General features: G+C 41.0%; 21 protein-coding genes and 1 other annotated feature. Of the genes, 2 read left to right on the forward strand and 19 right to left on the reverse strand.

Translation table 11 applies throughout. From position 1 onward, the window contains the following. The first annotated feature begins 314 nt into the window (after positions 1–314). Both HMPREF1516_RS01845 and HMPREF1516_RS01850 read left to right on the forward strand, forming a co-directional pair. On the forward strand, positions 315–2,588 hold the full coding sequence (locus HMPREF1516_RS01845; RefSeq protein WP_033605661.1) for a Xaa-Pro dipeptidyl-peptidase: 2,274 nt from the start codon (positions 315–317) through the stop codon (positions 2,586–2,588). An 18-nt stretch (positions 2,589–2,606) separates the two neighbouring features. Continuing rightward, positions 2,607–3,077 (forward strand): arginine repressor, encoded by a 471-nt coding sequence (locus tag HMPREF1516_RS01850; protein ID WP_033605662.1) that lies wholly within the window; start codon positions 2,607–2,609, stop codon positions 3,075–3,077. Positions 3,078–3,112: 35 nt separating this feature from the next. Here HMPREF1516_RS01850 and HMPREF1516_RS01855 read toward each other — a convergent pair whose 3' ends face one another. The 19 genes from HMPREF1516_RS01855 to HMPREF1516_RS01945 form a co-directional block, all read right to left on the reverse strand. Beyond that, positions 3,113–3,277, reverse strand: coding sequence for a hypothetical protein (locus tag HMPREF1516_RS01855; RefSeq protein ID WP_000502578.1), 165 nt, complete (start codon positions 3,275–3,277; stop codon positions 3,113–3,115). Between the two features lie 9 nt (positions 3,278–3,286). Then, the gene (obgE, locus tag HMPREF1516_RS01860; protein ID WP_033605663.1) at positions 3,287–4,597 is read right to left on the reverse strand and encodes a GTPase ObgE; all 1,311 of its coding nucleotides are present in this window, start codon (positions 4,595–4,597) and stop codon (positions 3,287–3,289) included. A gap of 71 nt (positions 4,598–4,668) precedes the next feature. Next, positions 4,669–4,803 (reverse strand): DUF4044 domain-containing protein, encoded by a 135-nt coding sequence (locus HMPREF1516_RS01865; protein WP_000863851.1) that lies wholly within the window; start codon positions 4,801–4,803, stop codon positions 4,669–4,671. Between the two features lie 30 nt (positions 4,804–4,833). Then, positions 4,834–5,022 (reverse strand): PspC domain-containing protein, encoded by a 189-nt coding sequence (locus tag HMPREF1516_RS01870; RefSeq protein ID WP_198014356.1) that lies wholly within the window; start codon positions 5,020–5,022, stop codon positions 4,834–4,836. Positions 5,023–5,042: 20 nt separating this feature from the next. Beyond that, positions 5,043–6,368: a glycosyltransferase family 4 protein gene (locus HMPREF1516_RS01875; RefSeq protein ID WP_033605664.1), complete on the reverse strand. Its 1,326-nt coding sequence runs from the start codon at positions 6,366–6,368 to the stop codon at positions 5,043–5,045. A gap of 8 nt (positions 6,369–6,376) precedes the next feature. After that, a complete protein-coding gene (locus HMPREF1516_RS01880) occupies positions 6,377–7,420 on the reverse strand; it encodes a glycosyltransferase family 4 protein (protein WP_033605665.1) in 1,044 nt (347 codons plus the stop codon). Positions 7,421–7,532: 112 nt separating this feature from the next. Next, entirely contained in the window at positions 7,533–7,862 is a 330-nt protein-coding gene (locus tag HMPREF1516_RS01885) for a metal-sulfur cluster assembly factor (RefSeq protein ID WP_000331931.1), read from the reverse strand. A 14-nt stretch (positions 7,863–7,876) separates the two neighbouring features. After that, the gene (gene rpoD, locus HMPREF1516_RS01890) at positions 7,877–8,986 is read right to left on the reverse strand and encodes an RNA polymerase sigma factor RpoD (RefSeq protein ID WP_000201892.1); all 1,110 of its coding nucleotides are present in this window, start codon (positions 8,984–8,986) and stop codon (positions 7,877–7,879) included. Between the two features lie 2 nt (positions 8,987–8,988). Further along, the gene (dnaG, locus tag HMPREF1516_RS01895; RefSeq protein WP_033605666.1) at positions 8,989–10,749 is read right to left on the reverse strand and encodes a DNA primase; all 1,761 of its coding nucleotides are present in this window, start codon (positions 10,747–10,749) and stop codon (positions 8,989–8,991) included. A gap of 180 nt (positions 10,750–10,929) precedes the next feature. Continuing rightward, positions 10,930–11,361 (reverse strand): hypothetical protein, encoded by a 432-nt coding sequence (locus tag HMPREF1516_RS01900; protein WP_033605667.1) that lies wholly within the window; start codon positions 11,359–11,361, stop codon positions 10,930–10,932. A 163-nt stretch (positions 11,362–11,524) separates the two neighbouring features. Further along, entirely contained in the window at positions 11,525–12,283 is a 759-nt protein-coding gene (locus HMPREF1516_RS01905) for an ABC transporter ATP-binding protein (protein WP_033605668.1), read from the reverse strand. Further along, entirely contained in the window at positions 12,280–13,146 is an 867-nt protein-coding gene (locus HMPREF1516_RS01910; RefSeq protein ID WP_033605669.1) for an ABC transporter permease, read from the reverse strand. The genes HMPREF1516_RS01905 and HMPREF1516_RS01910 overlap by 4 nt, the downstream gene beginning before the upstream one ends. A gap of 65 nt (positions 13,147–13,211) precedes the next feature. After that, positions 13,212–14,207 (reverse strand): tryptophan ABC transporter substrate-binding protein, encoded by a 996-nt coding sequence (gene trpX, locus HMPREF1516_RS01915; RefSeq protein ID WP_033605670.1) that lies wholly within the window; start codon positions 14,205–14,207, stop codon positions 13,212–13,214. A 117-nt stretch (positions 14,208–14,324) separates the two neighbouring features. Next, positions 14,325–14,540, reverse strand: a binding site (T-box leader). A gap of 96 nt (positions 14,541–14,636) precedes the next feature. Continuing rightward, positions 14,637–17,333 carry a phosphoenolpyruvate carboxylase gene (gene ppc / locus HMPREF1516_RS01920; protein ID WP_033605671.1) on the reverse strand — a complete coding sequence of 899 codons (2,697 nt, stop codon included), beginning with the start codon at positions 17,331–17,333 and terminating at the stop codon, positions 14,637–14,639. A gap of 24 nt (positions 17,334–17,357) precedes the next feature. After that, positions 17,358–18,581: a cell division peptidoglycan polymerase FtsW gene (gene ftsW, locus HMPREF1516_RS01925; protein ID WP_033605672.1), complete on the reverse strand. Its 1,224-nt coding sequence runs from the start codon at positions 18,579–18,581 to the stop codon at positions 17,358–17,360. Between the two features lie 186 nt (positions 18,582–18,767). Continuing rightward, positions 18,768–19,709, reverse strand: a complete 942-nt coding sequence (gene prsA, locus HMPREF1516_RS01930) for a peptidylprolyl isomerase PrsA (RefSeq protein WP_033605673.1) — start codon at positions 19,707–19,709, stop codon at positions 18,768–18,770. A gap of 67 nt (positions 19,710–19,776) precedes the next feature. After that, positions 19,777–20,490, reverse strand: coding sequence for an O-methyltransferase (locus HMPREF1516_RS01935; RefSeq protein WP_084647625.1), 714 nt, complete (start codon positions 20,488–20,490; stop codon positions 19,777–19,779). A 1-nt stretch (position 20,491) separates the two neighbouring features. Further along, on the reverse strand, positions 20,492–22,294 hold the full coding sequence (gene pepF, locus HMPREF1516_RS01940) for an oligoendopeptidase F (protein WP_033605674.1): 1,803 nt from the start codon (positions 22,292–22,294) through the stop codon (positions 20,492–20,494). Between the two features lie 18 nt (positions 22,295–22,312). Further along, a complete protein-coding gene (locus HMPREF1516_RS01945; protein ID WP_033605675.1) occupies positions 22,313–23,269 on the reverse strand; it encodes a competence protein CoiA in 957 nt (318 codons plus the stop codon). Between the last annotated feature and the right edge of the window lie 25 nt (positions 23,270–23,294).

Here is a 23,294-nt window from a genome sequence, read left to right on the forward strand (position 1 = left end):
TTTCTTTTCAACATCAGCATTTACAACCTCTCCGTCTTTCTTCCCTTTAATTTTTAATATTATAAGATGGATTTGAATGTCATTTTAGACATTTTTATACTAAGTAAAGTATAATAAAGCCGGACTCTATATGCAATTTCACATATAAAAAATTCTAAGAAAAGGCTTTTTATTATAGTATTTATTCACTATTTTATAATAACTTACTAAATAGGTATTCCGCTTCACGAAATTTCTTGCATTAAAGTTTATTTATTCCATTTTTCCTTATTTTTTGATATAATAAATTCAGTCTGTTTTCAAAGGAGAGAACCATGCGTTTTAATCAATTTAGCTATCTTCCGACCTCTAGTTCTCAACAATTAGATGAATTAGCAAGTCTTGGTCTGGAATTGTCCCCTCAACTGCCCTTAAAAAAGCAATTTGAAGACTTCATCCGCTGGAGTTTTTTCACTTATTCTAACACGGATTATGTCTTATCCACTTTGGCTGCGGATAACGAAACAGATCTATTAACTTTTTTTCAATCAGAGCGTGATTTAACTGCTGATGTTTTCTACACGGTAGTTTTTCAACTTTTAGGGTTTAACTATCTTGTTGACTTTGAGGACGCCGAACAATTCCGTAAAGAAACTGGATTTCCTATTGTTTATGGAGATCTCATCGAAAATCTTTATCAGTTACTCAATACGCGAACGAAAAAAGGAAATACGCTCATCGACCAACTTGTTAGTGACGGACTCATTTCAGAAGACAATCACTACCACTACTTTAACGGTAAGAGCTTGGCAACCTTCTCTACTCATGATGTCATTCGTGAAGTCGTGTATGTCGAGAGCCGTGTGGATACTGATAAAGACGGTCTCCCTGACTTAGTCAAGGTCAGCATTATTCGCCCGTGTTATGATGGACAAATTCCTTCAGTTATGACTGCCAGCCCTTATCACCAAGGGACCAACGGCAAAGCTAGCGATAAAGCTCTCTACAAAATGGAAGGGGAGCTTGAGGTCAAACCTGCCCACACCATTCAGCTTGAGGAGCCCAAGCTGAATTTAGTCGAGCCTATCGGCCAAGCTGAACTCGTCTCTGAAGCTGAAGAAAAGTTAGCTCATATCAATAGCTCATACACCCTCAACGACTACTTCCTCCCACGAGGATTTGCCAATCTCTATGTATCGGGTGTTGGAACTAAAGATTCTCAAGGTCTCATGACCAATGGGGACTACCAGCAGATTGAGGCCTATAAAAATGTCATTGATTGGCTCAATGGCCGTTGTCGTGCTTTCACCGACCACACGCTCAAACGCCAAGTCAAAGCTGACTGGTCAAACGGCAAAGTCGCAACAACAGGTATTTCCTATCTAGGTACCATGTCCAATGGTCTCGCCACCACTGGTGTTGATGGCTTAGAAGTCATCATCGCGGAAGCAGGTATTTCCTCTTGGTACAACTACTATCGGGAAAATGGTCTAGTGACCAGCCCAGGGGGCTATCCAGGTGAGGATTTTGACTCACTTGCTGAGCTGACCTACTCTCGCAACCTCCAAGCCGGTGACTATATTCGTGGCAATGAAGCTCATCAAACAGACTTAGAAAAGGTTAAAGAGAAACTCGATCGCAAGACTGGTGACTACAATCAGTTTTGGCATGACCGCAACTATCTGCTCAATGCTCACAAGGTTCAAGCTGAGGTCGTCTTTACGCATGGTTCCCAGGATTGGAACGTCAAACCTCTTCATGTTTACCAGATGTTTCATGCCCTTCCTAGCCATATCAATAAGCACCTCTTTTTCCATCATGGTGCCCATGTTTATATGAATAACTGGCAGTCGATCGACTTCCGCGAGTCCATGAATGCCTTGTTAAGTAAGAAATTGTTAGGACTTGACTCAGGCTATCAACTTCCGACTGTCATCTGGCAGGACAATATCGCACCGCAAACATGGCAGAGACTTGATAACTTTGGCAAACAGGACGAACTGCATACCTTCTCTCTTGGAACTGAAGAAAAAGTGATTCAAAACCAGTATGATCAAAAAGATTTTGAACGTTATGGAAAGACTTACCAGACCTTCAACACTGAACTTTACCAAGGAAAAGCTAATCAGATCACCATTGACCTTCCAGTAAGTCAAGACATTCACTTAAATGGTCGAGTGGAGCTGAAACTTCGTGTCAAATCAAGTACGAATAAGGGATTATTATCTGCTCAAGTCCTCCAACTAGGACAACAGAAGTACCTTCAACCCTATCCAGCGGTTCAATCAGTCCGAACCATTGATAATGGTCGTTACCACATGTTAGAAAATCTCTGTGAACTGCCATTCAATCCAAGTTCCCAACGTGTCATCACCAAAGGCTACCTCAATCTTCAAAACCGAAATGATCTCTTGACAATCGAAGAAATTCAACCAAATGAATGGATGGACTTCAAGCTAGAGCTCCAACCAACTATCTACAAACTTAAAGAAGGAGACACTCTCCGCTTGGTTCTCTACACAACAGACTTTGAGATTACAATTCGAGATAATACAGACTATCACTTGACTGTTGATTTAGCACAGTCTACTATCACTATTCCCTCATAAAAGGAGCTATTAACACTTATGAACAAATCTGAACACAGACACCAACTTATTCGTGCCCTCGTTTCAAAAAACAAAATCCATACCCAAGCTGAATTACAAGCTTTGTTAGCCGAAAACGATATCCAAGTTACTCAGGCTACCTTATCACGCGATATCAAAACCATGAACCTTTCAAAAGTACGAGAAGAAGATAATTCTTACTACGTGTTAAATACAGGCTCTATCTCCAAGTGGGAAAAACGTCTCGAAAATTATATGGAAGATGCTCTTGTTATGTTGCGTCCTGTCCAACACCAAGTTATTTTGAAAACTTTACCCGGTTTAGCCCAATCATTTGGATCTGTAATTGATTCCTTGGACTTTCCAGATGTCATTGCAACGCTTTGTGGAGATGATGTCTGCATGATTATCTGTGAAGATGCTACAAAAGCGCAAGCTTGTTTTGAAAACCTTAAAAAATACGCACCACCATTTTTCTTTGGCGAATAACACAAATCCCGTGATCAAAAGATCACGGGAATTTTTTATTTCTTGGACTGTGTCTCTTCTTTCTTTGTACGTGCCAATCGAAGGGCACGTTTAGGGTTAAGACGATTAAATAATTCTTCTAGTTTCTTTTCATTCCATACGTCTGCTGCAGAAACAAAATTCCCATCTGCATCTCGGAATGATATCGGTTTATCTCCCATATCAATCTCCTAGTCTACAAATTCAAACTCAAATTTACCGATTCGGACCAAATCGCCATCTTTAGCTCCACGCGCACGAAGGGCTTCGTCAACCCCCATACCACGAAGCTGGCGGGCAAATTTCATAACTGATTCGTCACGGTCAAAGTTGGTCATGTTAAAGAGTTTCATGAGCTTCTCACCAGAAAGTACCCATGTCGCATCATCATCACGACTAATCTCAAAGACTTTTTCTTCCTCGTCAAAGCCGTAGTACGCCTCTTCTTCCATATCGGATTCATCATAAATCGGAAATTCTGGAGTCTTGTCTAACAATTCAGCTGTCGCATCCAAAAGAGTTGCCAAACCTTGCTTGGTCAATCCAGAAATAGGGAAGATGGCTGGAAGTTCCTCAAACTCGTCGTAGTTTACTGCCAACTTTTCCTTGAAAGTTTTAAGATTTTCCTGACTTTCAGGCATATCCATCTTGTTGGCTACGATGATCTGCGGACGCTCCATCAGACGAAGGTTATAAGATTCTAATTCCTTATTGATAGCAAGGTAGTCCTCATAAGGATCACGTCCTTCACTAGCTGACATATCGATGACATGGAGGATAACTCGTGTACGTTCAATATGACGAAGAAACTGGGTTCCAAGACCAACACCTTGACTAGCCCCTTCAATCAAACCTGGAAGATCTGCTACTGCAAAAGATTCACCTGACTGCGTACGAACCATTCCCAAATTAGGGACAATCGTCGTAAAGTGGTAAGCACCGATCTTAGGTTTAGCTGAAGTGATGACACTAAGCAAAGTTGACTTTCCGACAGATGGGAAACCGACTAGACCAACATCCGCTAGAATCTTCAATTCCAGTTGTAACTCACGTTCTTGACCTGGCTCTCCATTCTCAGAGATTTCAGGCGCAGGATTTTTTGGTGTTGCAAAACGGATATTCCCACGACCACCTCGACCGCCGTGAGCCACGATAAATTCTTGACCATGTGCAATCAAGTCTGTAATGACTTTACCTGTTTCTGCATCACGTACAGTAGTTCCCTGTGGCACACGAACACGAAGGTCTTCTGCACCACGTCCGTGCATTCCTTTGGTCATTCCTTTTTCACCGGAATCAGCCTTGAAATGACGGTTATAGCGGAAATCCATCAAGGTACGTAATCCTTCGTCTACCACGAAAACAACGTTACCTCCATGTCCACCATCACCACCCCACGGACCGCCATTAGGGACATATTTTTCACGACGAAAGGCAACCATGCCATCGCCACCATTACCAGCCTTGACCTTGATCTTGGCTGTATCTAAAAACATACTCATATTTTCTTCTCACTTTAAAAAGGCTGGGGAGAACCCAGTCATTAGTTATTGTTTCTATCCTCGTAGCTTGCTTAGAATCTGCTAAAAGCTCCAAGCGCAGTTGCAAAGATACCAGCAAGGGTTACAAACAACATGATGAGCACGACAACAAGTGTCACTTTCTCAAACAATGTTTTTTTACGTTTTCCATTATCTCCAAAAGCCATAACTTCTCCTTTTCACTTTATAATTCTAAATTAATAGTCTGTCGAAACCGGTGCAACCACCCATAAAATGATGTAAGCAAGGATTCCTGCTCCATAACAAAATGCAAGAACACCCCAAACAACACGAACAATTGTTGGGTCAATATCAAAATAGTGGGCAACACCTGCGCAAACTCCAGCAATTTTCTGGTCTTTTCCACTTCGCATTAATTTTTTCATAGTATTTTCCTCTTATTCTATTATTTGAATTCATCTTTCCAATAATCTCTGATGCTGGATAATTGCTTCCGAGAAGCCCGCAAAATACGCTTAGACTCTTTTACTGGGCTTGTAACAGCCTGTTGGGGTAGATATAAAATCGTTTTCAAAAAGCGCTGACTAACAGGTTTCCCATCATGTAATTCATGTTCAAAGTTATTGGAGATAATGGCATCAAGGTAAAACTCATGTACTCGTTTTCCAAAGTTTTCAGCCGAAATTTCGTACAACTTATCCGCCAACTTTTGTTCAGACATATCCGGAGTAGCGATTAAGGCTTCAAGGATGGCCCCTGCTAACTCCTGTTCTCCATAGTAGAGGGTTCCAAACATTTTGTCACTGATCAGGTTATCAAGATAAGGATTGCCATGAGCAATGACGGGTGTTCCACTGGCTAAACTCTCTAGATAAGTTAATCCTTGGGTTTCACTAGTAGAGGCAGAGATGAAGAAATCTGCAGCCTTATAGTATAAAGCTGTCTCACTTGGAGCAATCATCCCTGTAAAAATCACATGTTTTTGCAGGTTTAATTTCACTGCTTGCTCTTTCAGACTGTCCAGATAAGGACCATCTCCAGCAACGACCAGCTTTACTTTATCTTCTTCTTTCAATACTTCAGCAAAAGCATCTAGAACTGCTTGGATATTCTTCTCGTAAGAAATACGCGAAAGGCTCAGTAGCATTTTCTCGTCTTCCTGAATACCTAACTTCGAACGAAGTTCTTGCAAGTTTTCCTCTTTAATCTCAGGTCGTTCAAACTTAGCTAGCTCAATTCCGGTTGGAATGACACGTTTTTCAACCTTCACTTTGTATTTAGATAAAAGGTCCCGGACAATCTCGCTAGGACAGATTACTCCATCTACATCACGAAGGAAACCACGTACCAGATATTTTACCATACTAGGTCGAATTAACATCCCCTTAGCAATATAATGCACATAGTCTTCGTACTGGGTATGGTAAGTATGGATAACAGGAATTCTCAATTCTCGTGCAATCCAAATTCCTAATAATCCAAGTGAAAATTCTGTCTGGGTGTGAATGATATCGAGTTGATACTGCTTGGCGATTTCAAGTGCCTTTGTAAAACCTCGATAGGCAAATCGTCGATCCTTAAATGCAAAGAAAGGGACACTCGGAATTCGAATGATTTGCCAATCCTCGTAGCGGTTCACATCTTTATCTGTTGTTGTAAAGATAAAAACTGCATGGCCTTGCTTCTCAAGCTCTGTCTTCAAGGTTCGAATACTGGTCGCAACCCCGGAAACCTGAGGAAAATAGGTGTCTGTAAATAAACCAATTCGCATAGATTACCTCACTTTTTACCTAGAGCAGCCTGTTCCCGATAAAATTTTAACCAAATTCCCAGTAAACGCTCTTCTGAATACTGCTTGGATATCCTTTTAGCTTTTTCTTTCAATTCTTTCAACGCTTCAGGATTTTCTTTATATTCTAGGATTGCTTCTCTCATCTCAGAGACATCACTTGTAGCACGATAATCTCCCTCAAGAATGACCTTATACAGATCCAAATCCCTTAACATAATAGGAGCCTCGCAACTAGCTGCCTCTAAGATGGTCATAGGGAATAGTTCATTATAGCTAGGTAGTAAGAACAAATCAGCTAAAGCATACAGTTCCCGCATCCTCTCCGGTGACACAATACCTGGGAAAATTAGATTTTTAGGTGGATTGTCCATAATCTTCTTATAGCGTTCATAACCATCTGTTATTCCACCAAATGAAAAACCACCAGCCCAGATAAAGGTAATTTCTGGCAATTCTTCAGCAAGACGGATAAAGTCATCTATCCCTTTTCGTTTCTGAACCTGACCCGCACCAACCACGACAAACTGATCTTTGGCGAGATCCATTTCTTCACGAAGTTGTGCAACTTGTTCAGCTGGTAATGGATGCCATTTTTCTTTGTTTACAAAATTGGGAATATAAGTTATTTTTTCTCGTGGAATACCCGCAGCAACTAGATCCTCTATAAACATGGGATTAACCACAACCAGGTGTTCCATTCGGTTGTAAAAGGAAAAAACATAGCGTTTGACAATTCCTTTTAAGAAAAATGGAATCTTCAAACTCCCCTCAAGCGTATCAGGCAAAAAATGCACATAGCCAATTTTTCTCCCAGAGCGTTTCTTTTGGAAAGTAGATAAATAATAGGGGAAATCAATGGTATGAAAGTGGGTTACATCTGCCTCTACAGGAAGATTCTCCGTAACAATCAACTGATTTTTGGCATCACGATGAAGGAGACTCACCAATTCACGGTAGGCTCCTGACACTCCTTGACCAGCCACCTTTTCACTTGAACTTAGCATATTAATACGCAATTTTTTGTTTTCCATACTACTCATTATACCATTTTATTTCAAGAAAATCAGTAAAAGAAAGAAGAGACCAGAGGAAAATGGAGGAGCCCCTCTCTTTTCCAATCGTCTCTCGCAATTTTCCAATCGATTACTTAATTCCTAGGGCGATACGCGCATAGCGACTCATTTTTTCAACCGTCCATGCTGGATACCAGACCAATTTGACTTCGATATTGGTTACCTCAGGAACCTCTGTCATCGCATCGTGTATCTGGTCTGTTAAGAGGTCAGCCAGCGGGCACCCCATAGTTGTCAAGGTCATATCAATTTCCGTGTGACCTGTTTCACCATCAAAACGAATCTCATAAATCAAACCTAAGTTGACAATATCAATCCCCAACTCAGGGTCGATGACTTCTTCCAAGGCATTTAAAATGCGTGTTTTGATCGTTTCAATTTGCTCTTCTGTATAAGCCATGTTATTCCTCACTCTTAGTCTTCAATAAAATCACGAAGCGGTTTGCTGCGACTTGGTTGACGCAATTTTCTCAAAGCCTTAGCCTCAATCTGACGGATACGCTCACGAGTCACGTTAAAGACTTTACCAACATCTTCAAGAGTACGCATTTTTCCATCATCTAGCCCGAAGCGCAAGCGCAAGACGTTTTCTTCACGGTCTGTTAGAGTATCCAAGACTTCATCCAACTGCTCACGCAAAACGATTCGAGTTGTGTAGTCTACTGGATTTTCAATCACTTCGTCTTCGATAAAGTCCCCAAGATGGCTATCGTCCTCTTCACCAATCGGTGTTTCAAGCGATACTGGTTCTTGGGCGATTTTCAAGATTTCGCGAACCTTGTCAGGTGTCATATCCATACGCTCAGCGATTTGTTCAGGAGTCGGATCTTGCCCCAATTCTTGAAGGAGATTCCGCTGTTCACGGACAAGCTTGTTAATGGTTTCTACCATGTGAACAGGGATACGAATGGTGCGGGCTTGGTCAGCGATGGCACGAGTGATTGCCTGACGAATCCACCAAGTTGCATACGTAGAAAACTTAAATCCTTTTGAATAGTCAAACTTGTCAACAGCCTTCATCAAGCCCATGTTTCCTTCTTGGATCAAGTCAAGAAACTGCATGCCACGCCCTACGTAGCGCTTAGCGATAGAAACCACCAAACGAAGGTTGGCTTCTGCAAGACGTTGTTTGGCTTCGATATCACCAGCTTCAACTGCTAGGGCCAATTCTTTTTCCTCTTCGTTGGTCAAGAGAGGAACAACCCCGATTTCCTTCAAATACATACGGACTGGGTCATTAACCTTGGCAGAAGTTGAGCCAATCAAGTCCTCATCACTGAGTTCTGGTTCTTCTTCTGCACTAAGCACACGCGCACTTGGATTTCCTTCATTATCTGTGATAGAAATTCCAGCATCCTGAATCCGTTGCAAAAGGTCTTCAATGCCGTCTGCATCGAGGGTGAAAGGAATAACCAGACTTGAATTGATTTCGTCATCTGTTGCTGTTCCTGTTTTTTTGTGGTTACGGATAAAGTCTGCTACTTGCACATCAAATGTGGTTACTTCTTTTTGTTTTGTTGCCATTATTACTCCATTCTTCTCTTTTGGGAAATCAATCGTTGCAATTCTTCCAAGGCTGTGTCTGTATCTCCTACATGACTAGCTTCCTGCACTTTCTTTTTAATTCTTAAGTTATCCTTGCTGAGGAGGGCACGGTTTCGAGTCGCTTCGACTTCCGCTAGCTCTTGAGGCGACATCTCAACTGGCAAATCCAAGCTAAGCACGTGGTACCAAGCATTTTCAACCTCAGGCGTCTGATGAGAAAGCTCCTCTGAGCCGATTTCTCCCTGCTCACTTAATAATTCGTAAAGAATCTGAAATTCTGGGGTATCAAAGAAAAAATCTTCTCTTAATCGGTAGTCATTTAGAACAACTGGATTCTCAGCCATCCTATAGAGGAGATGAGCCTCTGCTCTCATGACTGCTGTCAGTTGCCGCGTTACAGGTAAACTAATCGCTGCTGGAGGTTGCTCCTCTTTGACTCTTTCCTGCCTCTGAACAATGCGACTTTCATTTACAATCTGCTCCACCTGCTGGTAATCAAAGGAAGGTAGATTATCCGCCAAAATGTGGATATAAGAATTCTGGGCAGTGATAGACTTTTCTTTGGCGATTAGGGGTGCAATCTTTTCAATGAATTCAATTTGCGCCTGTAAGTTATCACTATTTTCAGGCTTGAGCTGGTGAATATAGAACTCAATAGGACTAATCCGAGTCTTGGTTAAAAGGTAAGCCAGATCTTCAGCAGAATTCTTTTGCAAATATTCATCTGGGTCCATGGCATCAGGTACTCGAACAACCTCCACTGAGAAGTCTTTTAATTCCTCTAGAGCCTTGGCTGTTGCTGCCTGCCCTGCCTTGTCACCATCATAGCTGAGAACAATTTTTTTGGTAAAGCGTTTGAGGTGATCAACATGCTCCTTGCTTAAGGCTGTTCCCATGGAAGCTACAGCATTTTCTATACCAGCACGGTAGGCTGCAATCACATCCATGAAGCCTTCCATCAGATAGAGCTCTGTAATCTTACCTGTTCCCTTTTTTGCCTTGTCCAAATGATACAATTCGTAACTCTTGTTAAAAATTGCAGTCGAGCGACTATTTTTATATTTGGCAGTCTGACTGTCAGTTTCGTCCCAGATACGACCTGAAAAAGCAATAACCTGCCCCTTATCATTGGTCAAAGGAAAGATGATACGTCCAAAAAAAGTATCATAAAACTGATTGCCATCTGACAAGTAAAACAAGCCCGAATCCAATAAATCCTTTTCCTCAAACTTGTCAGATAAACGTTGGTAGAGATAGGTTCTCTCTGCTGGAGCCAGTCCAATTTGAAAGTGCTTCAGAACATCATCCGTCAATCCACGTTTGTAGAGATAAGCCCTTGCTTCTTCTCCCATCTTGGTCGTCATGAGAATTGCATGGTAAAAACGGGCAGCTTCTTCATGCATATCATATAAAGCTTGATGAGGCGAAACCTGTTGAGGACGAGACTGGACAGGCATGGCTAGTTGAATACCGACTCGCTCACCTAAGAGCTGAACAGCTTCCATAAAGGACACACCTTGGTATTCTTCGATGAACTTAAAGACGTCTCCTGAGCGCCCACATCCAAAACAGTGGTAAAACTGCTTATCTTCGACCACGTTAAAGGAAGGGGTCTTTTCACCATGAAAAGGACAGAGCCCTAAAAAGTTCCGTCCAGCCTTTTGTAAAGAAATCACTTCTCCTATGATTTCGACAATATTGGTATTGTTTTTGATCTCTTCGATGAGTCTCTTGTCAACCATAGACAATACCTCCATTTTATCACAGTTTACTCTAACTAGTATAGCTTATTTCTTAAAAAAAGTAAACCATTTCATACACTTTACATGAGACTATTTCATAAGTTTCCAGCTGTCATGAAAAAGTGAATCTTTTGAGCAAACCATTCTAATATTTGAAAGAAAAATAGAAAAAATTAAAGACTATTTCACTTGATTTTCGAGATTATTTTTTAATATCCTGCTAATATACTGACCATCTTTTCTACTGATGCAAGCCGTTGCATAAGTCAATGGTGCTTTGTATACCACTCCTCTATAGGATGGATCGGTCAATACAGGCATTGAATAATAGGCGTTCTTTTTATTTTTAAGGTCAATAAACCATTTACCACCTAGATGCTTGCGAAAGGTTTCGCCAATATAAACTGTCAGGTAGTCCAACATCTTGCGGTCTGCTATCAAAGCATGGTGGTCTTCATAGTGCGCTAAGATCCAAGCCTCTAAATCATCCAAGGATTGCATACTATAGTCTAAATTTAGCCCTTCTTTCTCCGCAAACTCCCTTGTAAAATAGTCCATCTTAAATCCAATCTGAAAAATCCATTCTTGAAAATCTTCTTGTGTGTATGGCATGTTTTATCTCCTTACTCTTATCAAAGTTTAAGATACTTAGATTGATTCTATTATAAAGTAAAATTGACGAAAAGAGAAATATAAATAATATTTTAAAACAACAAAAAAACTTAGAAGTAAAAATTCCACCTCTAAGTTTTTTATATCAATTATTTAAAATCAATTACTCAAACAACTGATAGTAATCCGAAATCTTCATTTTTGCTTTTTCTTCTTTGTTCAAATCTTGGATGATACGACCTTCCTTCATGACAATCAGACGATTGCCATACTTGAGGGCGTCTTCCATATGGTGAGTAATCATCAAGGCTGTCAGATGGTCTTTGCTGACAAATTCATCTGTTAACTCCATCAAGGCCACACTGGTCTTTGGGTCAAGGGCTGCTGTGTGTTCATCCAACAAGAGTAACTCTGGTCGTTTCAAGGTTGCCATCAAGAGACTCAGTGCCTGACGCTGACCGCCTGAAAGAAACTCAATCGGAGTGTCGAGATGTTTTTCAAGGCCATTTCCCACTTTTTCAATGGTTGCCTGAAACTCCTCGCGGTGACTTGATAGCCTTCTAGAAAGGAGGCCTCTCTTCTCACCACGAAACTTGGCAATCAAGAGATTTTCCGCCACCGTCATACGAGGAGCCGTACCCATTTTAGGATCCTGAAAGACACGAGACAAGTACTTAGCCCGCTTCTCAGGTGAAAAATGCGTCACATCCTCCCCCATGATACGGATACTTCCACTTGTTAAAGGTAGGGTACCTGCAATAGTGTTAAAAAGCGTTGACTTCCCTGCTCCATTTCCACCTAGGATGGTAATGAAATCATGTTCAAAAATTTCAAGAGAAACATCATTTAGAATGATTTTTTCCTCGTCAAAGCCATTCGTGATGACTTTGGTAGCATTTTTTAATTCTACAATTGCTGTCATTTGCTAAACTTGACTCCTTTCAGGTATTTGCTTTTGAAAGTTGGAATCATAAGACAAACTGCCAAAATCAAAGCGCTGTACAAACGCAGATAACTTGTATTAAATCCAAGAGCAATCACTCCCCATACGAGGAACTGATAAGCGATAGAACCTACAACGATGGTCATGAGTCGCTCCGCTAGGGTCAAACTCTTGAACAAAACCTCACCAATTATCAAGCTAGCAAGCCCTACGACAATCACACCGATTCCTCGAGAAACATCTGCATATCCTTCTTGTTGAGCAATTAAGGCTCCTGCAAGCGCGATAATCCCATTTGAGAGAACCAAGCCCATGAGTTCCATTCGTCCCGTATTGATACCAAAGCTACGAGCCATATCAGGATTGTCACCTGTAGCGATGTAGGCTTGACCTAGTTTGGTATCAAGGAAAAAGAGCATGAGACCAATAACAAGAGCTACAAAGATTAATCCAGTCAGAAGTTGGTTAAGGTCTGAATCCAAAGGCAAGACATCCTGAATTTGCTTGGTTCCAAGAAGCCCCAGATTGGCACGTCCCATAATCATGAGCATGATGGAATGGCAGGAAGTCATGACCAGAATCCCTGATAAGAGGGTTGGGATTTTTCCTTTGGTATATAAGAGACCTGTCACCATTCCAGCTAGACAGCCCGCCCCTACTGCAGCCAAGGTCGCTAAAAATGGATTCACCCCTTGTGTTATCAAGGTTACAGCTACTGCTCCCCCAAGAGGAAAAGAACCTTCAGTAGTCATATCAGGGAAATTCAAAATTCGAAAAGTCATAAAGATTCCCAAACCTAAAATCGCCCAGACCATCCCCTGAGAAATAATGGATAATATCATAATCTTTCACTCATCTCTTTCTTTAGTAAAAATGGGAGGAGATGTGTCCAGCTCCTCCTTTATCTTTATTCAATCACTTGTCCTGCTTCTTTTAGAACAGACTCAGGAATAGTGATTCCAAGTTCTTGCGCTAGTTTTTTGTTGATAACTGACTTACCAGTTGAAAAGACATTAACTGGCGTATCAGCTGGTTTTTCACCTTTCAAAACTTTGGCAATCATTTTACCAGTAGCCACTCCAAGATCGTGTTGGTCAACTACTACAGATGCTAATCCACCTGCTTCTACCATGGCAGTAGCACTTGGATAGATTGGCTTTTTAGCTGTTTGGTTGCTTGAAACAACTGTTGAGAATGCTGAAGCGATGGTGTTGTCAATTGGAACCCAAATCGCATCGACCTTGCTTGTCATAACATTGACTGTTGAAGCAATTTCGTTAGTCGAAGGAACGGCAAAGGTTTCGACTGTCAAACCTGCTTTTTCAGCATAAGCCTTGAATTCTTCTACCTGTGTTTTTGAGTTATCTTCGCTACTTGAGTAAAGAGCGCCGATTGTTTTGACATTTGGTGTCAAAGTTTTAATCAATTCCACTTGCTGTTCAGCTGGGTTATGATCTGACACCCCTGTGATGTTGCCACCTGGTTTTTTCAAATCTTTAACCAAGTTAGCACCGATTGGGTCTGTAATAGCAGCCATGATAACAGGTAGGTCTTTTGTAGCACTAGCAAGTCCTTGAGCAGCTGGTGTCGCAATCCCAACAACAACGTCGTTTCCATTTGCTACCAATTGTTTACTCATGGTTGCAACCTTGCTCTGATCACCTTCAGAGTTCATAAAGTCGATTTTTACTTGATCGTCCTTATAGCCTTCTTTAACTAATCCATCTTGAATCCCTTGGTAAATCAAGTCCAAGGATGGGTGACTAACAAATTGAAGGACACCAACCTTAGCGACCTTTTGCTCTTCCTTAGTTGCTGGCTTGTTCATTGATGAATAAATCAAGCTAGCCACCACCAATATAGCTAATCCAGCGATAATTCCAATCAAACGTTTATTTTTCATATTCTTTCTCCTTTTAAATCACTTGTATAATACTCTTTTCACTCAAAACAAGCGACGCCATCGTTTAAATTTCATAATCTTTCCTCCCATAGAAAAAATCCTCACACAAAAAACTTGTGTGAGGACGTCGATGCGCGGTACCACCTCAATTATAGGGAGTATCCCTATCGCTCTTTCTCGCAATAACGAGTTGCACTGTAAGGTGTGCTCACCGAATTTTTATGATTTCAAATTCTTAATAACATTCAGCCCAATTTCATCACTTTCATCTATCTGTTTTCACCAACCACAGACTCTCTAAAAAATGAGCATGATTACTTTCTGAATGTTTAAATTATATCATTTTTCAACTACTTGTCAAGGCTATTTTTAGAATTTTTTAAACAATTCAAAAACTTCCCCTTGAAAAAAGAGGAAGTTTGTAGAATATCAGCCTGAATTACGCAAACCGGTTGCAATACCGTTAATAGTTGTATGGATCAGTTTTTCTTCGTCAGCTGACAATTCGCTACGACGTTGACGTTTGATCAATTCCAACTGGATGTAGTTAAGGATATTAAAGTAAGGCATACGATAGTTTAGGCTGTCTTTTAGGTAAGAGTTTTCTGCCAAAAGTTCGTCATAGCCTTCAATAGCTAAAATAACATCCTTAGTCAACTGCCATTCATCTAAAATAGTGTAGTAGATAGCCTGCACTTCTTCATCTTCACAGAGCTTGGCATATTCAAAAGCAATGTTCATGTTAGACTTAGATAAGACCATGTCTACATTGGAAAGAAGAGATTGGAAGAAAGGCCAGTTTTGGTACATATCACGAAGGAACTCGATATTCTTCGGATCTTGATCTATAAATTCTTTAAAGCTTGAACCCACTCCGTACCATCCAGGGAACATGACACGGCTTTGTGACCATGAGAAGACCCAAGGAATAGCACGCAAACCACCGATTTCAGTGATGGTCTTACGAGCTGCTGGACGCGAACCGATATTGAAGCTGGAAATAGCCTTGATTGGACTTGATTCAAAGAAATAGTCATAGAAATGTTCATTTCCAAAGACCAAATCACGGTAGATATCGTAGCTACGGTCCACCACTTGATCCATAACAGCTTCATAACGATTTGACGTGTTGGTATCGCTCTTCTTCTTGGTAATCATACGGTTAATGGCTGCAGAAACCAACATTTCAAGATTATAGTAGGCAGCGTCTTTGTTTCCGTATTTGTTTCCAATGACTTCTCCTTGCTCAGTCAGACGGATACGGTCCTTGATAGACTTGAGCGGTTGAGATGTGATGGCTTCATAAGTTGGACCACCACCACGACCTACAGTACCACCACGTCCATGGAAGAAGGTAACCTTAACGCCAAATTCATCCCCGATAGCAGTCAGTTGTTGTTGTGCTTTATAGAGAGTCCAACATGATGATAAATAACCACCGTCTTTATTACTATCGGAGTAGCCAAGCATGATTTCTTGGTAGTTGTCTTTTGAAGCAATCCATTTTTTAGCCAATGGAAGAGAGAAATATCTTCTCATGGTTTCTTCCGAGTGATCCAAATCTTCAATCGTTTCAAAGAGGGGAACAATCTGAACGCGCGCTTTTTGAGCATCAACCAAGCCGACTTCCTTGAGCATGATGGCTAATTCTAGCATATCAGATACACTTGTCGCGTGAGAGATGATGGTTTGGCGAATGACATTTTCCCCCAGTTTATCCTTCAACTTGCGAGCAGTTTTGAAGATAGACAATTCTTTCTCAAGCAGTTCTGACTTTTCAGCATGAGTAGCTGAGAGGATACGAGGATCTTCTTCCAACTCTTTTAAGAGGAGGGCGCATTTTTCATCTTCAGAGAGATCGCTATAATGGTCGTTGATGCCAGCAGATGCTAACAATTCAGCCACACAGGCTTCATGAACACTAGAGTCTTGGCGCATATCGATAGAAGCAAGGTAGAAGCCAAAGATTTCAACGGCTTGCATCAGTTCAACAAATTCTCCTGAAATCAGGTATTCTCCTTTGTTCTCAAGGAGAGAATCTCGAATGGCCAACAAGTCTTGATAGAATTCATCTGCAGTAGCATATCTAGGCTGAAGATCCTTATCTTCAATGAGATAAGCTTTAGTTGCCTGCATCTTAGCTTGGATATCAAAAAGAGCACGACGATAGAGTTCTTTTTCACGATAAATGGAGTTATCTTGTGACTTAAGCGCCATCTCACGAACTTTATCACTGACATTCACAATACTGGTTGACAGTGAAAATTCACGATAAAGATTATAAATCTTTTCATCGTAGTAGTTCATGATGACTTCGCACTGGGTCAAAGCTGATTTATTGAGGGTTTCCGCTGTTACGAAAGGATTTCCATCACGGTCTCCTCCAATCCACATCCCCATAGTAATTGGTTTTGGATGTTGGAGCTCAATTCCTTGTTCTTTAGCTAGTTTCTTATATTCAGCCGTCAAACGCGGAACAGCATTCAGGAATGAACTTTGATAGTACTCCATCACGTTGGTGATTTCGTTAGTTACTTTCAACTTCTTCTCACGAATCATGTCTGTTTGCATGATAATTTCAATGTAACGACGGAGATCCATGTTCCATTTTTCTTTATTAATCAAGCCTAGTTTGACATCACGGTACTTACGCAAGAGCGTATGGATATGGTTGGTCAAGTCCAGCATACTCTTGCGTTGTACTTGCGTTGGATGGGCAGTCAAGACGGGAACGACATTTAACTTTTCTAAAATTTCAGCTGCATTTTCTTTTTCAGCTACCATCTTTATGGTTGTAGACAATTTCCCTAGATAGTCTTGGTCCACATTGTTCTGGTGGTTAATTTTATAGGCTAAGTCCACATCCTCAGATATATTAATCAAGAGTGGAAGGATAGAGAAATAACGAGAAATGTAAATCATTTCTTCATTGGAAAGGCTAGTCACCAGTTCATTGAGCCCTTGATAGTTTTCATTTGTTGATAATTCCTTCAACTGCATGATTTTTTCAAAGGTCTCTGGCGCTAGCATATTTTTTGTGATATCTTCTAGCAGCTCAGTCAAAATCAAGACTTCTTCTTGGATGACGGCTTTATTACTATAGTTTTCTAATTTCTGAAGAGACATATATTTTTCCTTTCCATTCAATCCTTACAGATTTTCATCGGTTTGATTCTCGTATTCTCTGATAAGTTTGGCACGTTTTTCACTTGCATCAATATTCAGTACAAGCGCGATGGCCACGGATAATACCAATAGACTGTTCCCACCTTGTGAAAGGAAGGGGAAGGTTACCCCTGTAGAAGGAATCAACCCTGAAATCCCACCAATATTGACAAAGACCTGAACAAGGATCATCCCTCCGACACCAATAGCAACCATGGAGTTAAAGGGATCCTTAGCTCGAATACCAACCAAGATGATTCGCAAAATTAAGAAGAAGAGTAAAGCCAAAATCATACTCGCTCCTACGAATCCAAACTCTTCGATGACAATCGAAAACACGAAATCCGTATGGGCTTCCGGCAGATAACCACGCTTCTCGATCGAATTTCCCAATCCCAGTCCGAACCAGCCTCCATTAACCATGGCATAGTAAGAATTTGCAAGCTGGTGTCCTGCACCCGCCAAGTCATTAAAGGGATTAAAGAAGGCACTGAAACGTTTAGCAACGTAACCAAATACCGGTATCTGAGAAAATTTTTCAACCCCAACGAGACGAATGACAGACAATACTAAAATTGAACTCCCTGCTAAGAGAGCTAGAATGGTCGAGAACCAACGATAGGCTATTCCACTAACGGTGTACATAATGAGCGCTACCAAGACCAAGATGGTCGCATTTCCCAAGTCGGGGAAAATCCCCAAACTACCAATCAGAACCAGCAGAACAAAACGCCAGTCGTTAAAAGCTCGAGGTAGCCATTGATTTTGGGTCAACACCTGGAAATCATAAACCGCAATCTCATCTTGCTGTTTTGAAAAACGATATGCCAGGTACCAGATGATGATAATCTTAAGGTATTCAGCCGGCTGAATCGTTACAGGTCCTACAGAAATCCATCCATATGCTCCATTGACAGGTGTTCCGACCAGACGCGCTAGGGCTAAAAGAACCATCTCCACAATCATCACGATAAAAATGAGACGTCCATTTCTCAGGAAACCTAATTTTAATTTATAGATTAAGGCAATCAAAACCAAACTAGCTACCCAGAAAATCCCCTGGTTACGTACCAATTGAAAAGCGCTTTTTCCTTCTTCAATTAGGGTTGCACTCGTTGTCGAGTAAACTACAATCAACCCCAAAATTGACAGAAGAAAATAAGGAATCAAAATGGAATAGTTTAGTAGGTGCCTTTTACTAATTTTCATATTTCACCACTCTAATAGGAACAGAGGTGGTTGTCCCTAATTCCGTTTTATTTTCTAGTTTTGATTGTTATTATACCACTTTTTCAGAAAGAAAAAAACTCTTATCCTTTAATCCTTCGAATTTTACTCATTTTCTAGTTTCAAGCAAAAAATACAAACCTCTCTTGAGATTTGTATTTTAAGTTCTTAGTTAGATGAAGAGCTGCTGCTTGAGCTTGAGTCACCACCACCGATGTATTGGGTGAAGATGTTTTGGAAGGCTTGGTCTTTGACTTTGATGTTTGCAGCTTGCAATTCTTTACCAATTACTCCTTGAACAAAAGCTGAATCATTTTGTTTTTGAGTCAAAATGATGGTCTTCAATTTTTCTTTGTAATCCTCTAAGTTAGAAGATTTTTCTGTCTTCTTCGTTACTTTAACGATGTAGAATTGATTGCTGTATGCTTGTGTTCCAGTAGCTGTAATCACATCAGAAATACCATTCACATCCAAGGCAAAGGCTGCTTTTTTGACTTGTTCTGGAAGTTCTGTAGAAGCAGAGTCAAAAGTGATTTCTCCACCATTTTCTTTTGTCTTATCGTCGTTAGAGTTGTCTTTCGCCAACTGAGCAAAATCTGCACCTTCTGCCTTGGCTTTCTCAAGCACTTCTTTTGCCTTGTCTTCATTGTCCATACGGATGATTTGAGCCGTTACATCTGGTGTGTAAGACTCAAAAGCTTTTTGGTAGGCTTCGTCTGTCAACTCACTCTCAGCAGCCTTCTTAACTGCCAATTCAACCAATTTGCTGGTGCGAATTTGAGCTTTACGAGTTTCAGCAGTCATACCTGCCCGTTGAAGTACGCTGTTGTAGCTATCACCGTATTTCTTTTGTTCTTCAGCAACGGCGTCATCCACATCTTTATCCGTTACCTCTGATCCATATTGTTGTTCGAATACTTTTTGGATGGTCATATTTAGCAAGACTTGTTGCGCAGTTGGATTATTCTTTACTTCTTCAAAGAATTGATGTTCTGTAATCACATCACCCTTCATGCTGATCAAATCTTTTCCTTCAGAACTGTTTGAACAAGCTGCAAGTGTTGCTACTGATAAAAGTGTGATGGCTCCTGCCATAAGTTTTTTCTTCATGTTTACTCCTTTTACGGTAAGTGTTACTTTATCTATTTTACTATAATTTCTTAAATTTTTCTGAAAATCATTTTTCATCAGGTAGCTGTACATCTGCTACATTTTTTCGTAGCATGAGAATACCGTCTCCAAGTGGAACTAAAGTTGCTGTTAGACCTGGATTGTCCAAAGTTGCGTCGAAAAGTCTTTGCAAACCACGATAAATGGTTCGTTGACCACGGCGGACTTCCATGATGTCCTTGGCAACATCTCCTCCTTGAAAAATATCATCCAAGACAACCACTCCACCAACTTCAAGTCGTTTGAGGATTTCAGGTAGAAAGACGATGTACTTGGACTTAGCCGAATCCATAAAGACAAAGTCATAAGTTTCTGTCAGGCTAGACAAAACATCGACGGCATCTCCCTCTAAAAGAGTGATTTGCTTACGACTGTCAAACTGGGCAAAGTTTTCCTTGGCAAAGCCTATCATCTCAGGATTACGGTCAATGGTTGTAATCTTGGCATCTGGCGCATGTTCCGCCATCAAGAGGGCTGAAAAGCCAATTGCCGTCCCAATCTCCAAAATGTTCTTGGGCTGTATGGTCTCCATGAGAAACCGGAAGTAGGCAACTGTTTCATGAGGAATGATAGGAATATTTTCCTTACGAGCAAAGGTTTCCAATTCTTTCAAAGAACCAGTCACCTGCTTTTGACGCTGGCGCATGAGTTCAACGATTTCTTCCTTGACGACGGGCCGGCGCATGTTATGGTTGGCATTTTTACTATAAGACTCTACCATCTTAAGCTAGTCCCAATTTTTCAACAAGGGCTTCAAACTCGTTCAAGCGACGTTCAAAGACTGCAAAGGCATCGTTGAGATAGTCTTCCTTCTCCATATCCACTCCCGCTTTTCTCATAACATTGAGCGGATAGTCTGACTTACCTGCCTTGAGGTAGTCGATATAGCGGTCACGGTCTTCTTGACTACCATGAACAATCTTTTCAGCCAAGGCTGAAGCAGCTGCAAAACCTGTTGAATACTGATACACATAGTAGTTATAGTAGAAGTGCGGAATGCGCGCCCACTCGTATTGGATTTGAGTATTGTCTTCCTTGCTGAGTCCATAGTACTCTTGGTTCAAGTCAGCGTAGAGTTTATTAAGGAAATCACTTGTCAAGACTTCTCCATTTTGATCTGCTTGATGGATAGCATGTTCAAACTCAGCGAATTGAGTTTGACGGAAGACTGTTCCACGGAAACCGTCTAGGAAGTTATTGAGAATAGCAAAGCGAGTTGCATCGTCTTCCACTTCTTCCAATAATTTCTCTGTCAAGATATTTTCGTTAGTCGTTGAGGCAATCTCAGCCAAGAAGATAGAATAATCTCCGTAAACATAAGGTTGGGTTTCACGAGTATAGCTTGAGTGCATACTGTGACCTGTTTCATGGACAAGGGTAAAGAGATTATCTAGATTGTCCTGCCAGTTGAGAAGCATAAAGGCATTGGTATCGTAAGAACCACCAGAGTAGGCACCAGAACGCTTGCCTTGGTTTTCATAGACATCAATCCAACGCTCACTGAAGGCACGTTTAACACGGCTCAAGTAGTCGTCACCCAAGACCGCCAAGGCTTCTTCTGCCTTTTTCAAGGCTTCTTGGTAGGTAAAGCTATAATCTACAGAAGAAAGTGGTGTGTAGACATCGTACATCTTGAGGTCGGAAATTCCAAAGATTTTAGAACGAAGGTTAAGGTATCGATGCAAGAGTGGCAAGTGCTTGCGAACTGCTGCTACCAAATTGTCATAGACACTCTCTGGAACAAAGTTTGCTGCGAGGGCTGCATGGCGAGCACTCTTATAGTTGCGAACTTTTGCGCGGTAGTTTTGCACTTTAACATTTGTCTGCAAAGTCTTAGCATAAGTGTGTTGGAATTGCTCGTATGTCGCATAAAGGGCTTCATAGGCACCACGACGCACTTCACGGTTTTTAGACTCCATCAAACGGATGTAGGTACCGTGTGAGAGTTGTACTTCATTGCCTTCGTCATCAAGAACGTATGGGAAGCTAATATCCGCATTATCCAAAATAGCAAAGGTTTCACTAGCAGCGCCAAAGATTTCCCCTGCTCCAGCAAGCAATTCTTCCTCACGTTGTGAAAGAACATGATCTTTCTTTTGCAAGAGCTTGTCAAAAAAGTGTTTGTAAACCTGGAGTTTTGGTTGAGCTTCTAGGAAGTCCGCATACTGCTCTTCACTAATCTCCATAAACTCAGGTTCATAGAATGAAAAGGCTTGTTCTAACTGACTGTATAGGGTCATTGCCTTAGCATAATACTCTTGATACTTGGCTTCACGCGTGTCCTGGTCATTTTTCATATGTGCATAGACATAAAGCTTTTCAACTTGGCGTTCCAAGTCAAGTGAAAATTCTGTAATCTCAAGCAAACTGTCTGCACTATCCAAGAGATGTCCCTCATACTGGGCTGCTGTTTGTACTTTTTCAGTTAAATCTTTCAAGGCTTCTTCCCAAGCCTGGTCTGTTGGGTAGATTGTCGAAAGATCCCATGTATCTTTTTCATTAATTTCATGTCGTTGTAATACCATAAGATTCCTCCATCCTTTCTATTTTACCACATTTTTTGAGAAATATAAGTGATAAAAGGCTGGTGGATAGAGCTTTTGGAGATTATTTTTCGGATTTTTTTGATAGTAAGCCTGAAAATTTCTATAATAGCTAGCCAAATCCGTTTCAATCTGCAAAAAATCACCTGACTCTATCGGTCTGACCTGGGGATACCAGTCGTCTAGTTGAAGGTTTAATAGATTGTCTCCTCGATGATAGGCCTCTTCTTGCTTCTTCATCCAGTAAGGGGTTTGGTAGTACAACTGCTGGCGAATGTAGTGACAGATAGTGTTATCTTGCACGACTGCAAAACGAGGCAGTTTTTGTTTTTGATAAGGAAATCGTAGAATTTCCAAGAGATTTCCTTTTCCATAGGGAAATTCTTTGACCTGAAAATGAAGCTTGCCACGTAGGTCCTGATGCAGAAGATATTTGAGTCTTAAAACTTGCTTTTTGAGATCTAGTTCCCAAGCATAGAATCCCATATTTTGACTAAAATAGAGAAATCCCCTTTGAAGTTGTGTAAGTCGCTCTTTTAACCAGAGTTTTTCTCCCAGTAGCCAGATAACCTGATAGCCCTGGCTACGGTAGCCTTGACTTCTATGACCTAAAAGCTTTTGAGACAAGGGGCTACACTGAACCTCCAGAGCTAGTTTCTCATTGACGAGAACATCCGCAACCTGCTGGATCCCGGGCAGACTGTATTCTAAGGCGACCTGATTGTCCTTCTTGGCCCAGTGATAGAGAGCCTCTTTATTGCCCAAGTGTTCTGGACTTTCATTTTCAAAAATAGCCATACAATCTCTTAAAGATTCATGAGCGAAATGCGTTCGAATGCTCTGTCCTTGACGTAATCGTAGTCCGCCTCCACAGGCTGGACAAGTATAAGCTTGCTTAGTCACGTCTTTTTCGAGTGCATTTACCAATTTTCCCTTGGCATCTCTGGCTACAAACATGGTCTACCTCCTTTTCTCATTTATT

This window comes from Streptococcus sp. CM6, from assembly GCF_000526095.1.
Taxonomy (GTDB): Bacteria; Bacillota; Bacilli; order Lactobacillales; family Streptococcaceae; genus Streptococcus; species Streptococcus oralis_BW.

What these genes read in the sequence shown, in the direction of transcription:
- HMPREF1516_RS01845 (WP_033605661.1), top strand. Translation starts at nt 315, where the DNA reads ATGCGTTTTAATCAATTTAGCTATCTTCCGACCTCTAGTTCTCAACAA.
- HMPREF1516_RS01850 (WP_033605662.1), top strand. Translation starts at nt 2,607, where the DNA reads ATGAACAAATCTGAACACAGACACCAACTTATTCGTGCCCTCGTTTCA.
- HMPREF1516_RS01855 (WP_000502578.1), bottom strand. Translation starts at nt 3,277, where the DNA reads ATGGGAGATAAACCGATATCATTCCGAGATGCAGATGGGAATTTTGTT.
- obgE (WP_033605663.1), bottom strand. Translation starts at nt 4,597, where the DNA reads ATGAGTATGTTTTTAGATACAGCCAAGATCAAGGTCAAGGCTGGTAAT.
- HMPREF1516_RS01865 (WP_000863851.1), bottom strand. Translation starts at nt 4,803, where the DNA reads ATGGCTTTTGGAGATAATGGAAAACGTAAAAAAACATTGTTTGAGAAA.
- HMPREF1516_RS01870 (WP_198014356.1), bottom strand. Translation starts at nt 5,022, where the DNA reads ATGAAAAAATTAATGCGAAGTGGAAAAGACCAGAAAATTGCTGGAGTT.
- HMPREF1516_RS01875 (WP_033605664.1), bottom strand. Translation starts at nt 6,368, where the DNA reads ATGCGAATTGGTTTATTTACAGACACCTATTTTCCTCAGGTTTCCGGG.
- HMPREF1516_RS01880 (WP_033605665.1), bottom strand. Translation starts at nt 7,420, where the DNA reads ATGGAAAACAAAAAATTGCGTATTAATATGCTAAGTTCAAGTGAAAAG.
- HMPREF1516_RS01885 (WP_000331931.1), bottom strand. Translation starts at nt 7,862, where the DNA reads ATGGCTTATACAGAAGAGCAAATTGAAACGATCAAAACACGCATTTTA.
- rpoD (WP_000201892.1), bottom strand. Translation starts at nt 8,986, where the DNA reads ATGGCAACAAAACAAAAAGAAGTAACCACATTTGATGTGCAAGTAGCA.
- dnaG (WP_033605666.1), bottom strand. Translation starts at nt 10,749, where the DNA reads ATGGTTGACAAGAGACTCATCGAAGAGATCAAAAACAATACCAATATT.
- HMPREF1516_RS01900 (WP_033605667.1), bottom strand. Translation starts at nt 11,361, where the DNA reads ATGCCATACACACAAGAAGATTTTCAAGAATGGATTTTTCAGATTGGA.
- HMPREF1516_RS01905 (WP_033605668.1), bottom strand. Translation starts at nt 12,283, where the DNA reads ATGACAGCAATTGTAGAATTAAAAAATGCTACCAAAGTCATCACGAAT.
- HMPREF1516_RS01910 (WP_033605669.1), bottom strand. Translation starts at nt 13,146, where the DNA reads ATGATATTATCCATTATTTCTCAGGGGATGGTCTGGGCGATTTTAGGT.
- trpX (WP_033605670.1), bottom strand. Translation starts at nt 14,207, where the DNA reads ATGAAAAATAAACGTTTGATTGGAATTATCGCTGGATTAGCTATATTG.
- ppc (WP_033605671.1), bottom strand. Translation starts at nt 17,333, where the DNA reads ATGTCTCTTCAGAAATTAGAAAACTATAGTAATAAAGCCGTCATCCAA.
- ftsW (WP_033605672.1), bottom strand. Translation starts at nt 18,581, where the DNA reads ATGAAAATTAGTAAAAGGCACCTACTAAACTATTCCATTTTGATTCCT.
- prsA (WP_033605673.1), bottom strand. Translation starts at nt 19,709, where the DNA reads ATGAAGAAAAAACTTATGGCAGGAGCCATCACACTTTTATCAGTAGCA.
- HMPREF1516_RS01935 (WP_084647625.1), bottom strand. Translation starts at nt 20,490, where the DNA reads ATGGTAGAGTCTTATAGTAAAAATGCCAACCATAACATGCGCCGGCCC.
- pepF (WP_033605674.1), bottom strand. Translation starts at nt 22,294, where the DNA reads ATGGTATTACAACGACATGAAATTAATGAAAAAGATACATGGGATCTT.
- HMPREF1516_RS01945 (WP_033605675.1), bottom strand. Translation starts at nt 23,269, where the DNA reads ATGTTTGTAGCCAGAGATGCCAAGGGAAAATTGGTAAATGCACTCGAA.